This window comes from Armatimonas sp. (genome assembly GCF_043757465.1).
Lineage (GTDB): Bacteria > Armatimonadota > Armatimonadia > Armatimonadales > Armatimonadaceae > Armatimonas.
On sequence record NZ_JAYVPL010000044.1, the window covers coordinates 1 to 12,401 of the forward strand.

17 protein-coding genes are annotated in these 12,401 nt (G+C 56.1%); 6 read left to right on the forward strand and 11 right to left on the reverse strand.

Going from position 1 to position 12,401, the window contains the following annotated elements:
• Window positions 1-296 (reverse strand): hypothetical protein (locus ACH2ED_RS05815; protein WP_395089263.1); only part of this gene is annotated, 296 nt, incomplete at its 3' end.
• A 233-nt stretch (window positions 297-529) separates the two neighbouring features.
• Between ACH2ED_RS05815 and ACH2ED_RS05820 the strand changes: the two genes are divergently transcribed.
• A complete protein-coding gene (locus ACH2ED_RS05820; RefSeq protein WP_395089264.1) occupies window positions 530-1,210 on the forward strand; it encodes a hypothetical protein in 681 nt (226 codons plus the stop codon).
• Window positions 1,211-1,732: 522 nt separating this feature from the next.
• Window positions 1,733-2,239, forward strand: coding sequence for a hypothetical protein (locus ACH2ED_RS05825; protein ID WP_395089265.1), 507 nt, complete (start codon window positions 1,733-1,735; stop codon window positions 2,237-2,239).
• A 188-nt stretch (window positions 2,240-2,427) separates the two neighbouring features.
• On the opposite strand, the gene ACH2ED_RS05830 is transcribed toward ACH2ED_RS05825, so the two are convergent.
• The 7 genes from ACH2ED_RS05830 to ACH2ED_RS05860 all read right to left on the reverse strand — a co-directional run bounded on the left by ACH2ED_RS05830 (window position 2,428) and on the right by ACH2ED_RS05860 (window position 6,242).
• Entirely contained in the window at window positions 2,428-3,267 is an 840-nt protein-coding gene (locus tag ACH2ED_RS05830; protein ID WP_395089266.1) for a hypothetical protein, read from the reverse strand.
• A gap of 477 nt (window positions 3,268-3,744) precedes the next feature.
• The gene (locus tag ACH2ED_RS05835) at window positions 3,745-4,200 is read right to left on the reverse strand and encodes a hypothetical protein (RefSeq protein ID WP_395089267.1); all 456 of its coding nucleotides are present in this window, start codon (window positions 4,198-4,200) and stop codon (window positions 3,745-3,747) included.
• On the reverse strand, window positions 4,197-4,853 hold the full coding sequence (locus tag ACH2ED_RS05840) for a hypothetical protein (RefSeq protein ID WP_395089268.1): 657 nt from the start codon (window positions 4,851-4,853) through the stop codon (window positions 4,197-4,199). The genes ACH2ED_RS05835 and ACH2ED_RS05840 overlap by 4 nt, the downstream gene beginning before the upstream one ends.
• Window positions 4,853-5,104: a hypothetical protein gene (locus tag ACH2ED_RS05845; protein ID WP_395089269.1), complete on the reverse strand. Its 252-nt coding sequence runs from the start codon at window positions 5,102-5,104 to the stop codon at window positions 4,853-4,855. The genes ACH2ED_RS05840 and ACH2ED_RS05845 overlap by 1 nt, the downstream gene beginning before the upstream one ends.
• 84 nt (window positions 5,105-5,188) lie before the next feature.
• The gene (locus ACH2ED_RS05850; protein ID WP_395089270.1) at window positions 5,189-5,614 is read right to left on the reverse strand and encodes a hypothetical protein; all 426 of its coding nucleotides are present in this window, start codon (window positions 5,612-5,614) and stop codon (window positions 5,189-5,191) included.
• Window positions 5,611-5,928 carry a hypothetical protein gene (locus ACH2ED_RS05855; RefSeq protein WP_395089271.1) on the reverse strand — a complete coding sequence of 106 codons (318 nt, stop codon included), beginning with the start codon at window positions 5,926-5,928 and terminating at the stop codon, window positions 5,611-5,613. The genes ACH2ED_RS05850 and ACH2ED_RS05855 overlap by 4 nt, the downstream gene beginning before the upstream one ends.
• Before the next feature lie 44 nt (window positions 5,929-5,972).
• Window positions 5,973-6,242 carry a hypothetical protein gene (locus ACH2ED_RS05860; RefSeq protein WP_395089272.1) on the reverse strand — a complete coding sequence of 90 codons (270 nt, stop codon included), beginning with the start codon at window positions 6,240-6,242 and terminating at the stop codon, window positions 5,973-5,975.
• Window positions 6,243-6,387: 145 nt separating this feature from the next.
• Here ACH2ED_RS05860 and ACH2ED_RS05865 point away from each other — a divergent pair, with 145 nt between their 5' ends.
• From ACH2ED_RS05865 to ACH2ED_RS05880, 4 genes are read left to right on the forward strand one after another with little or no spacing between them, the layout of a single operon-like run.
• Entirely contained in the window at window positions 6,388-6,765 is a 378-nt protein-coding gene (locus tag ACH2ED_RS05865; RefSeq protein WP_395089273.1) for a hypothetical protein, read from the forward strand.
• A gap of 54 nt (window positions 6,766-6,819) precedes the next feature.
• Entirely contained in the window at window positions 6,820-7,356 is a 537-nt protein-coding gene (locus tag ACH2ED_RS05870; protein ID WP_395089274.1) for a hypothetical protein, read from the forward strand.
• A 54-nt stretch (window positions 7,357-7,410) separates the two neighbouring features.
• A complete protein-coding gene (locus ACH2ED_RS05875) occupies window positions 7,411-7,629 on the forward strand; it encodes a hypothetical protein (RefSeq protein WP_395089275.1) in 219 nt (72 codons plus the stop codon).
• Window positions 7,630-7,637: 8 nt separating this feature from the next.
• Window positions 7,638-7,925: a hypothetical protein gene (locus ACH2ED_RS05880; RefSeq protein WP_395089276.1), complete on the forward strand. Its 288-nt coding sequence runs from the start codon at window positions 7,638-7,640 to the stop codon at window positions 7,923-7,925.
• 214 nt (window positions 7,926-8,139) lie between these two features.
• On the opposite strand, the gene ACH2ED_RS05885 is transcribed toward ACH2ED_RS05880, so the two are convergent.
• The 3 genes from ACH2ED_RS05885 to ACH2ED_RS05895 form a co-directional block, all read right to left on the reverse strand.
• Window positions 8,140-11,013, reverse strand: coding sequence for a hypothetical protein (locus ACH2ED_RS05885; protein ID WP_395089277.1), 2,874 nt, complete (start codon window positions 11,011-11,013; stop codon window positions 8,140-8,142).
• 296 nt (window positions 11,014-11,309) lie between these two features.
• On the reverse strand, window positions 11,310-11,879 hold the full coding sequence (locus ACH2ED_RS05890; protein ID WP_395089278.1) for a hypothetical protein: 570 nt from the start codon (window positions 11,877-11,879) through the stop codon (window positions 11,310-11,312).
• The gene (locus tag ACH2ED_RS05895; protein ID WP_395089279.1) at window positions 11,876-12,370 is read right to left on the reverse strand and encodes a hypothetical protein; all 495 of its coding nucleotides are present in this window, start codon (window positions 12,368-12,370) and stop codon (window positions 11,876-11,878) included. Before ACH2ED_RS05895 ends, ACH2ED_RS05890 begins: the two co-directional genes overlap by 4 nt.
• Window positions 12,371-12,401 lie beyond the last annotated feature (31 nt).

Here is a 12,401-nt window from a genome sequence, read left to right on the forward strand (position 1 = left end):
AAGTAGCCGGGCCGAGCGTCTCCAAACTGCACCGCGCCGGTTTCCACACGGGCGGCGCTTTCGGGCAGGGGGACACGGCGCAAAGCGGCGCGTTTCTCGCCAGTAGTCTTCATCTTAATGAGCGCCTGACGATGGCGCGGGTCGGTCTCGCCAACACCACACCAATGCCCATCAAGACGCGTGTAGCCAACAGCGTAGCGAGGATACTTTTCTCCCATAGAGAGACCAGCGGCCAAGGTCAGCCCTCGCTGATAGGCTGCGGTTCCCGTTGCTCCAAGGTGGTTGATTATTTTCATAGTCGAAAAATACTTTCAGTCTTAATTATATGTCTAATAGACGTATAAAGCAAGAGGGAAATAGATATTCAGGAAAATAATTTAAACGAAATTCGCCACAGGGTTATGTCTGTATCCGGGCTGTCCTTACAATTCGCTGATCTCACCTGTGGCGACGCGTAGCCTGCATGATAGAATCCCACAAATACAAACATTAGTTTGCTTTTGGTGTTCTATTTTAGGAGAAGAAAGCCATGAGAATTAAAAGAATCAGATTCGCCCAGATGGACAAACATCATAATGATCCGCATGAAGATATGGAGCATGAGCATGAGATCAAGGTGCAGGATCTTGCCGGACGCCTGCTCGCGCTTGCTAAGGACAATGACCGAACGAAACTCGACACGTGGAGAGAAGTGGCCCAGACATTTGGTATTAAGGTGAACTCCTACTGCTCGCCTGGTGAAGTAGAGGGATACCTAACCCAAGAGGAATCCTCCTGCATCTATGTAAACACAAGCTACCCAGAGATTAAGTTGTGTAGCGTAATGGTTTACTTGCTAGGGCGCTATATTCAACAGATTGAGACTCCTTTCGGTAACAATCCAATTTGTCTGCTCCCTGGCGACAAAATTGAGTATAACCGCCCGGAGATAATCACTACCAGGAAAGAGAAGCCAGAAATCCGACAGGTTCGGCACATCAGAACTCCATCGCAAAAACACACAGGAGGAGTTGAAGAGGCAAAATTTATTGCCCGTCAGGTAATTCAATTCATGGTTGATCCGAATACGCCTGCTGTTGACCCAGAAGTAGCAGCCCTAAAGAACATGATGAGCCACTCTACCTATGAGGATCGCGAAGCGGTGGTCGAGGAGGTGATGAGGGCATTCTTTGGGGACGCTGGCACAAGCAGGAGAAAGAGAAGAGGTTGAGCGCGTGTAGTGAGTAATCGCGTCAGCGTGGAATGGGTAGACGGTCTCTAGCGAGCGGCTGGAAGAGAAGAAGCGGGCAGGTTGAGGCGTATGCGAGGCTAGACGGCCTTTTGCGATAATATGACTTATAGTCATAATATAGCATCTGCACTGAAGGCGATGCCTATGGGAAAATGGGATTATGAGCACACCGCCAAATGTCCGAATCTGCCCGGCCTGTGGGAGCAGACCTGTGATCGGACTGTTTGCGGAGAGCAAACGATGAGGCGATCCCCTATTATCCTTGCGGCACTGAGCGCTTCTGTCATCCTTTCTTATGGATGCTCCGGGGGTGGAAGTGTTTCTACAACTACGCCAACACCTCAGCCAACAGCGGTTCCAGCGCCTTCGGTAAGCCCTACTCCGACCTCCTTGCCGACAGTCATACCATCACCATCACCGACACCTACGCCGACACCCGTCCCAACGCCAACTCCTACGCCTTCACCAGTGCCTACCCCCTCGCCAACACCGATGCCGCCAATGCAGGCATTCCCAGATATCACAGTGCCGAGTCTAGGAGGAGGAGCGTTTGGCCCGCCTCCTCCAATTCTCACTATCACCAACGGAGGGCGCGTCACATGGGAAGATGCCAGCATAGCGGCAGGTTTTTCACTGGATGCCTTCGACAAGCAAGTGTTCAATGGTTATGTTCAGCAATCTTCGGGCGCGGTCAAGACTGGGGATAATCTTGCGGGACTCGGAATTGTCATCAAAGGAAATGCACCAACTCTCCAAAACTCAACCAGCTTTACTGGATACGTTAATTTATGGCGAGACTGGGCGGGTGGGTCAGATGTTGAGATTGCTGTCAATACAGGCAAGATTGAGGATGCTGCGACTGGATCAGTGAAAATTCTGAGTATCTCGCAAACAAGCATCAGACTGAAGTTTAATAGCTTTCCAGTGAGCAGGAAGACTGGGGGGGGCATGAGCGGCACAGAGACGCTGTCCATTGATGGCACCGTGGAGTTCACTAATGTCCCGTAACCCATGCCCCGAAGGAGCAATCCGGCGCGGTGTGGAGCGCTACAACGACCACCGCGAGACCCTCCAGCACCGAATCGCTCGGCGGGTTGAGGAGATGCTGCTGGGGTGAGTCCCCCTCATCGAACCTATGGCCCGGCGGATGGAAAGACTGAAGGCGGGACAGGGAGATGGATGACGCGGCCCAACCTCTAGAGGACGGGTGGGGCGATCTTGATTGAGTGGCTAAGATTCACAGATTCGTACATTTTCGCAACCCCCAGCATTCTTGCATCAAACTCGTACATACAGCGCAGGAGCCATATCTTCTGCCAAAGATCGTCATTAGGTCGCAGATATTGTACTTTTAGCCCGAGACTAGCAGCCTCACCTGAATCAATGACTGATCCGTGAGAGTAGTATTTTTGTCGTGTTGCAAGATCATTTACGATGGTTTTTATACGGTCAGGGGCTGTCCCCTTGAGCATGCGTTGTGCCAACACTGTTTCTGCAAGCTTCATCGTCTGGTTGATCGCGGCCAATGCAAACTGTAGCATTATTGGATCAACAGGCTGTCCTGCGTTTGCCGCACTAATAATAAATGAACACGGGATCATCTGATTACCCATGACTAGATTAGGATCTACAGGGCCTAATTCCGATGGATTCCCCATCAGAATTTCGTCTGAGGCCAAAGCGATGAGAGTGCCGTTGCTCTTGGCTCGTGCTGGCACAATCACCCGAAAAGAGGTGCTTCCTTTTGAAAGGATCGAGACTAGATTTTCTGTCGCATCCGTTTGACCACCGTTAGTCTCTAACAGAAGATCAAAAGGGAGGCCTTCGGATCCTAGTAACTCGGTGATGTATTTACAATCAAATCCGTCGATTTGGGCGACGGCGGCACAATCGGTGAAATACACGAGTAGCCGTCGCCCAGTGATCGCCTCGATGTCGCGAATTAGTAATTGCCGCAGGTAGCGGTCTTTCTGAGAGACCCAGAACAACGGTGACTGAGATGGAATATCTGTGCCTCGCGGAAAGAAATCGGGCATTATTTTCTATCTCGACTAACAGGTTTGTGGGAAGATTTAGAGGTAGGCATTAGACACCGACTGATGTCAGAAAAGTCGATCCCCGTAGTAGCCTTTTGAATTGAGACATGCGGATTGACCAGCTCCCCCTCACGCTTGGGCGTCAGAAGCTGGCGTAGCATTTCTTCTTGGGTATGAGCGGTAAATATCATTTTCTTCAGTCTTTCTCGCACACAGTACAGTATCGGCATAGCTACGTTAAGAGATCAGGCACCAGTGTCCTGAAAGCGATGATACCGTTTTTATGAATCGCGCACGGGTACACTCCCCGGAATTTGCTCCGGCGAGTATCATTGGCGGATTTAGCCGGTTCAGTGTACCCATCATTGAGAGGATCGAAACTCCCCCGCCATTCACATCTCTATGGCGGGTACACTGAACCGGCCAGTACCTGGGCATGGTACCAGACGATCAGTTCGATCTTGCGGGTGGGGGAGTTCACTCCCTACCACCGCCCCTGGCCCCAAAGACCTCACACCGCAGCCCAAGCTCCAGCGCCCCAATCGTCTCCGCCCAACCGATGCACTCGCCGTCCGAGTCCACCCACCCCCGCTCCTGGTCGAGTTCCCGTGCCAACACCAAGCACTCCTGGAGCATGGCGTGCAGAGTTCTGCTGGCGGACGTGTTGAGCAACTCCAGTGGCAGGGTGTCTCTGTCCACTCTGAGGCCGGGGTTGGCAGCGCCCAGGCCGTAGACGAGCAGCTCGCTTGCACTGCCAGCGGCCCGCGCGGAGTCTGCAAGAAGCCCGACCAGTCTGTCTTGTTGGCCCGGCTGGAGAGTCCGCCCCTCGATCAGCGCCTGCACTAGGGGGAGCGCTCGCCCTACGCCGTGCTGGATGGTCTGGATAGCGCGAGCTGCACCGTCAAGGGCGTCTTGGGTGTCGTTGTTTGTCATCTTAATAACTCTTTCGCTGCCATGACAGCTTCCAGGGATTCGCGGCTCCCTCCGTGGTCGGGGTGGCTCCGCTTAATCGCGGCTGCCACCGCCCGCTGTAGTGCTTCCGGATCGCGCAAGACCGTCTCTTGTTGCCAGAGTACTCCCTCTCCGTAAGCCGCTTTGCAGATCGTGTCAGCGGCCCTCTCACGGGCCGTCTTGGTCCCAGGGGCTGGCGCGGGAGGAAGCGCGGCAAAGCCCCGATACGGCTCTCCGTGCGCTCCTACGCCATATAACCCCGCTAGTCGGACGTGCTCCAGATGGTAGGCAATTGCCCTCACGTTGCTCTCCCAGTCGTTCAGGGCGTCGCAGGGGTAGGAGAGCGGGCCGTGCTTGCAGTCGAACGAGACGATCACGCCCGAATCACTGGGGCGGCGGGCCGTGGCGCGAATCCGACCGTCACGGGTAATGTCGCGATCACCACCAGCGTGCCATGTCTGGAGCACAACGTTCTTTGCGTGGAGCTGCTCTAGCTCACGCTCCAACATCTCCAGCGTGTCGGAGAGCGGCATAATCTTACCCAGCTTGCTGCTCCAGAACGGGCTTGATCGGCGCTCCCAGCTCAACGTCCGAGCGCCCGGCCACGCTGTGATAGTGGAGTGCTTGTAGTTCATCACTCCCTCGCTTTCTTCTGAGCGTACAGCGCGTCTTTCTCGATGCGCTCCAAGTCGGCGTGCATTAAACGGCGCAGCGCCGCGCTCACACTGTCCTTAGTGCCATCTGGCAGGAGCCGCCCTTTGTAGTGGGCGGTGAACGCGGCGAGGTCTTTCTCGTCGAAGTGTACCGCCTTCTGAACCAAGCCTGGAATGGGGGGCTTCCCCACGGGGCGCTTCGCGGCTTCGTTCTCTGCTTCTGGATTATTCATACTTTATATTCTACCACAACCATTTCAAGACACCGGTATGCAGTATATATTATTACGCGGACAATCCTCCCAGTTCCGCTTCTTTCACATCGGCTCAATCTTGCGAAGCGGATCAGGGCCACAGATGCGTCCTCGGGGATCGGAATAATTCCAGTGCCGCTCACCGTCTATCGTCTCGGTGTTGTGGCTGGTGAGTCCTACGCTCACCAGCGCCTCCTCTGCGAACGCCTCGGCTAAGATGCCTGCGGGGTAAGCGCTGCCCAGATCAGAACGCAGAAGGCGTTCATACTGACGAGCGGCACGAGCGGATTGTCGGAGTGCTCCAGACATCGCGGGGAAGGCATTGAGGAGCCGCACCACGGTCTCAGCGTTGTACTTATCTTGCTCGGTGGCGTCGGGAGTCTCCAGGATCGTCCCCTGGGTTTCATTCACCACACGGTAGCAAGCGAGTGCAGGCTCTAGTCCTGGTGCCCAGCTCGCGGCGGGAACTTCGTCAACAAAGTATTTCATTGGGCTTCCTCGTCCTCCTGGAAGCCTTCCTGGTGCTCTTTAAGGCACTTAGGGCACAGGTCAAGCCCCTCGTCAAACTCAAGGCTCCAGATCATCTCTCCGCACCCTGGGCAACTCAGTGCGTCAAGACCGCCAATGGTGAAGTGGAGACCGTCATTATCAAGGAAATCGGTGAGTTGCTTCTTCCACTGGCTCTCAGGCTTGCCCTCAAGCGCGTCTTTGACGCAGTCAGCGAGGGTATGAAGATCACCCAGAAGGCTCTCCAGCGAACGCCGCGCAAAAGCGGCCTGGGTCTCGTTTTTGAATTGAAACATCGTTTTTCTCCGGGGTCAGCCGGAAGGCTGGCTCCCTCTCCTTTCTAGCAATACTCCATGCTTCCGTCGGCAGTGACATGGGCGCAGGTGTCGTCGGCGAAGAATCCATCCACGCAGTCCGTACAGCACTTCGCCAGCGGGATCAGATTCCCGTCCTGTGTCTCCAGGCGCTCATCGGGGAGGACGCCGCGCCAGTCCTGAGCGTACTCGCTGGCCGGGTAGAAGTGCCCACACGACGGGCAAAGCCCCTGCTCCGCATCTCGATTTAGTTCGGCGAGAATGTCGCGCTCGCCATCGGTCAATGTGTTTACCATGCAGATATTATATACTTTATATATCTCACTGTCAAGCAATTTAGATAAATATATTATTCTTTTTATATCTCTATTCCCCTTGACAAACTACGATATAAAGTATATAATATAACCAGTTCCGCACACTGCGGACAGGGAGAAAATCATGAAGTGTAACACGAAAAAAGAAGCCGCAAGAATCGCCTTCTTCGGCGCGCGCAAAATGGACGCGGAAGGCTACCGCTACGAGCGCCTGGACATCTGGAACTGGTGGGTATCTAGCCCGAAAGGCGGCGGCTACAACGTCGCGATTCACGACAGCAAAGAGGCGCACTGCGGGTGCCCCTTCTTCGCGGAGAATGCGGGGCATGGCGTTTGCAAGCACACCGAGCGTATCCGGCGCTTCCTGAGTGATGAGAGCGCCCGTGAGGAGGAGCAGGCTGTCGTGAATCGCATCGCCGATGAGGCGGAAGCCCGGATGGGTGGTGAGTGCCCTACCCAGGGGTGTGTACCACACCTGCACCATGCGGGTACATGGTCGTAGAGAGTGATTGAAAAGGGGGAGCCGAAAGGCTCCCCCGGAAAGACAAGGCAGACAATGGAAACAGAGACAACCGAGACAGCGCCCGAAGCCACTTCCGAAGGCTTCCATATCACCGACGAATCCGCGGCGGTGTGGCTTCTGCGCAAGCTGAGGGCCAACCAGGAAGAGGCGGGGGCCATTAAGAGCGCGACGGCCAAGCGGCTGCATGAGCTGGAGAGCGACTACAACGGACTCATGGGGCGCTTTGGCGCAGAGCTGGAGAATTGGGCGCGGGGGGAAGCGGAGACGCGCCGCCGCAAGACCATCACTCTCCCGCTGGCAGGCTGCTCCGTGGCGTTTCGCATCTCCCCTGCCCGGCTGGAGCTTGACGAGAGCGCCCTGGAGATCGCCGCCACACTCGGCATGATGAAGGAGCCTGCCCCGGATCTGGTGGCCTTTCGCAAGCACGCACAAGAGCAGCTTGAGCAGACCGGCGAAGGATTCCCGGCGCGGTACTCAGAGAGGCGGAGGAGAAGTTCCGTGTGGTGCTCCCGAAGGCAAAAGAGGCGACGGGAGAGACCACAGAGAGCGAGTAATGAGAGGGGGGCTTGAAATGCTTGTACTGAAACCCTGATAAGCATTTCAAGCCCCGGAAAGGGAAGAGCGATGGAAACAGTAAAGCCCTACGGCTTTGAGGTGGTGGTAAAGATGAAGAGCCTCTTTGAGCGCCCTGAGCGTGTGGTGTATGCCTACTATGGCTGCACTGAGAAAGAGGCGCGGAAGAAAGCTATGTTACGCCGCCACACGGAGCGTATCATCGAAGTCAATGGGATGGACCGCGAGGAGTTTGAGCGAGCCTATGGGCAGCGTGGCATAGGGGTATAGGAAACAGAATGAAAGCAAGACTTGATGACAAGACAATCACTCTCACGCCGCGCTACATTGCGGCGCTGTATGAATTAGGACGTGCCAAACTGGAGATGATGCGACAGGAAGACCCTGATAACGCGGATTGTTGGGACTGGTGCATTATCACGGTGCATGATCTGGTGGTGGGAAACCAGCTTTCGCTGGAGTGTGGTGGCAACGGGGATAGGGTTGCGGAGCTCCCCGGTGGCGAAGTGCTCGTACGCTCCGACGTGGACGTGCCCGACTACGAACCCTCTGAGCTGATCGTGTAAATCACAGGTGGTACATTTTCTCCCTACTCGCCCCGGTGAAGTCTTTCTTCACCGGGGCTTTTTCTTTCCGCACGGATTGTGTAGTTTTGTTGGGTATTCGACATCTATTCAATCTACCGAATAGATGTCGAATACGGCACTTTCCGTGTCCAGGTGCGCCCTTCCCCATCGGCTACTACAAGGCACCATGTGGTGTCTTGTAGTCCTAATGTTTTTACCGATCACGCACATTGAGCACGAGCGGCCCGAAGATCCTAACATCAGTTCCGAGCGTTCGCTTCGCCGTGAGCCGGACACGCCGAGAGCTCACGGTGTCGCCTGCCTCCAAAGCGTAGGCCATGTATCCCAGTTCCTCAGCGATCATCGTGGGTATGGCATCCGTTGAGATCGCTGCGCCCGTCGCCTCATCCGTTGTGCTTACGAGCCAGTCCGCCCCGGTGCCCCCCGGCGGTTCGGTACCGATCAGCGCCCGGAGCGTGAGGCTGTACCGATCACCCACAAAGAGCCCTACCATCCCATCTATCCCTGAGTCCACAGCAGTGATGATTGAGGGGCCGCTTCGGGTGATGATCCCGCTACTCCCACCCCCACCGGTAGGAGCATTTTCCAGCGCTCCTACTGTGAACTTCGCGCCGCCGGTGCCATCACCTGTAACCATCGTTGCCAGATCCGCTAGGCTGGTCCCCGCCTGGATCTCTCCCACCGTTGGTGCAGCCGCTGGCAAATCGCTCTTGAGTGGCAGTCCCGGATTCGTACCCGACGCGGCGTTGGGCAGGGCTGTCAGCACTCGATTCTTGGCCGCCAGGGAATCAGCGGCGGCATTGGTTGCCTGAGTAGCTGCTGTGGTGGATTGTGTAGCTGCTGTGGCCGCGCTGGCCGCACCTGCCGCGATGCCTGCGTTGTCGGGAGCAACAGGCAGATCGCTCACGCGAGCTACCCCAAGCGAAGCCCCAGGAGCCGCAGCGGGGATGCCGAGGAGGGCTCGAACCTTGGTCAGGTCTAGTAGCCCGCCACTTCGCTCGATGTCGGCACGGATCTCCGAGATCAACGGCAGTGCGTCTGCCAGTGCAAGGATGTCTGCCAGGGTCGTCCGGTCTGCGGTGCTGAAGTTCGCGGCCACGAAGTCGGCCACTTGGGAAATAGCCGACATGGTGAACGTCCCATCGGCCAGCACTGCCGAGCCGTCGAAGCGTACCTCTTGTGTGACGTGGGCAGAGGCTACTGTGTAGATCGCCCTGTAAACACCAGTGCTTGGATTGCTCACCGCTCCCAGGTTAGCCGCCAGAGAGCCGCTGACAATCCCGGTTGGGGTGATAGTCGGGGTGCCTGTCGCGTTGGTCGCAGCTCCATCCCCATCGTAGGTGCGCAACTCTACTGTAAACGTGTTCGTGCCCGTCTCCGGGCGCTCCATCGTGCCCACGCAGGCTAGAGTGATGCGGCGGCTGGCACTCTGGTTGAGCGCCGTGATGTCCGCTTGACTCGCCACGATCCCGGAGGTGTTGAGGTTGTCGAGGTAGCCAGACCGGGTAGAGGTGAGACGACTTAGGAGGGTTGTGATCCCGGCACTGTCAGAGATCGCCGTGAGCGTGCGGGTTGCCGCTCCCCAAACCGCTGTGGCAATATCAGCCACCAGTGTACCGAAGCCCGTGAGAGTGCGTGTGCCATTTGCCCAGATGCCAGCGTAGAGAGTAGTGCGCTCACCCCCTGTCAGGGCCATTGCATCACCCGCAACAGAACGGGACGCGATAGAGCTACTTAGCCGGGTTTCGAAAACGGTAGTGGGCGCGAAGACGATTCCGCCCACTGTCACCTGCGCTTGCGCCCGGATGAGGTCGCCAACTGCGTACCCGCCAGGGATGGTAAATTGGTATCGGTACGAACCCGTGGATGGGGTAGGGAGCGTGACGCTCACCCCGCCATCCACTACCCCGTTCCGCCACACGCTCATTATCGGTGTGACATCGGCGCTTACGCCTGCCCCAGCGGTGTTGGTGACAGGGAACACCGAGTCAACTGCATCGCCTGGAGAAAAAATACCTATTGTGTTGCCCATGTTATATTCTATCCTCGACCCAATTTTTGGAGCGCCACCGCCTCCAGCAGACAGGTAGTACCCGTGGCCCTTGTCTCTCGGTATGTCAAAACCAAAGTTGCCATAGCTCTTATCGGTCGCCACGGCAGAGTTTGTGGCTGGCCTGAAGTCAAAGCCAGCTGCGTTTGGGAAGGGGTTGTTAGCGAGGGCTGTCGTGAACGCAGTGTTGTTTGTGCAGCCGTACTGGTAGTTTTTTATCCCGCCAATCCAGTAGGTTAGGTAAGTGGTCGTGTCCTGCTGGAATCCTGTTGACACTGCGTAAGTGCAGTTCACCATGATGTTATCAACTGAAGTCGTGTTAGCGTAGCTCCAGTTTTGATTCAGCCCAATCGTACAGCTAATAGCAACGCAGTGGTTTAGCAAGTTACTATTAGAGAATCCATAGGTGCAGTTGTATGCGATAGATTCGACCACCACTGCCTGCTCGAACCCCACATTAAAATTGATTGCCGCGCAGTTCACGCAGCTACATTGAAGAAAAGCATAGCCCCCAAGCGACAAGCCCGTGCGGTCTGCCACGCAGTTTGTGAAAACCCCCCCGCTGGCAGTCGGCTGAGTGCCACCAAAGTTGCAGCGATTGTACCAGCCGTTCCCTACGCAAAGCACATGGGAATTATTATTCACAAAGGTGAAACCACTCATTGCCATCAGGCCGCTTGTTATGTTGCAGTCCGTGCTCTTGTTGGTGATTGTGCTTGCAAACGTAATAGTCACTGGCGCAAAGATGCTAGATGCCTCCAGGTCACCAGGGGTTGTGACGAACGCCTCAAACACTGGCCTGTTGGCATTACCCATTAAATTAGTGCCATCGCTGCCCTCAGAGTACCAGGTGTCATAAGTGTAGGAGCCAGCCTTCACGTAGATGATGTAGAGGTTAGCCCACACATTACAGATTGCACGCTGGAAGTTAGTTGCCTGTCCTCCCATGTAGCCCTCACCGCCAGTCGCGCCTGAGCTGGCAATCGCTCTGTCCACAGTAGCGACTCCAGCAGACACGGCAGAGATGTAATAGGCAGTTGGCGATACGGTGAATCCCGTGCCAGCCGCAGTGATTAGGATTGTGTTCCCGATGTCAGCCGACACAAACGACCTACCAGCGCAAGATACCGTAGTGGTGGTTACTGCTGTGAGCGTCCCTAGTCCAGCGCCTGTAAATGTAAACAGAGCAAGTCCAGAGCCGAAGGTATAGTCAGTCCCTGATGCGCCAGGCAGGAATGCTCCCGGTGCATTGGCGTGGGCAGCACCCCCAGCAGTGGGGACGATGATTGTCCTGATGCCGTGTGGGAGTGCCATTAGATTAAGCCCTTGACTTCATCTAGCGTGAGGGCAATCCCAACGCCTAGAATAACTTCAACACGAGGCTTTGCCATCTCTACGGATGTTGGTCGGTAGGTGTGGGTCAGTGCTTGGAGATGATCGTCAGTAATTATCCGTGCCTTAGCAGCATCAACGAGTGAGGGCAGTTGAGCGACCAACCCCTGCCACTGCTCGGAGGCTGCCGGGTTAAACAAGTAGCTATCGGAGACACCCTGGAAATCGCCCATAATGCCCAGCCAAGCACCCTTAACCTCTAGGCTGGCAGTGGATAGGCGAACGGACAGCTTCAGTGGTGCAATCCAGTTCTTCAACTCTACGCCGCTCACTACTGGCTTCGGAATCCACGACTCTCCGACAGATTGGCTATACGGATTGTGCAGGAGCAGATGGATCTGCTGTGCCGATTTCCCTGCATACCCGCGTCCAGAAGGGTCAGCGGTGATCTCGCTTCGCAGAGTTTCCAAGTGCTCTTTGGTCAGCCCCTCAACGTTGGCGAGGGCGAATGCAAGTTGCCCGTAAACCGGGCCAGGAATATTTGTTATCATGTCTGTAAAATCCTCATGAGGTCATTGGGCGAAACGGGCAAGCCGTCTTGCCGCCCCGGTATGTCGAGTCCACCCGCCTTGAGAGCGAGTTGGCAGAGCAGCGAGCAGTTGAGTGGCGCAGTTCGCCCGGACTTTCCGCCAGCGAGTCTCTCCCATCCTCTTGCCCACCAGCGATCCAGCCAGCGAGGTGAGACGATGCCAAGTCCGGTTGCCGCCGATGCCAGATAGCCGTAGGGCTTTCCTACCTGAGCATCGAGCCAGCGGACAGTAGCCCCTAGGAGAGGCACTTCTACGGGCAGGTCGGCAATGAGTCCGCTCAGCCGTGACACGTCGCTCTCTGCCAGCAGCGAGACGTGTACGCCGGTTGTAATCGCCTCGTACTCGCTCAGTGTGCTCCCTACTGGTATTGCTATGGCGACGTGTGCGGGCACTTGGCGCCACCGCTGGCCGCGCCACCAGTGCCAGGTGAGCAGCCGAATCATAAGGGGCACGAAACCGTATCCCTTGAAGAAGAGTAGGTGG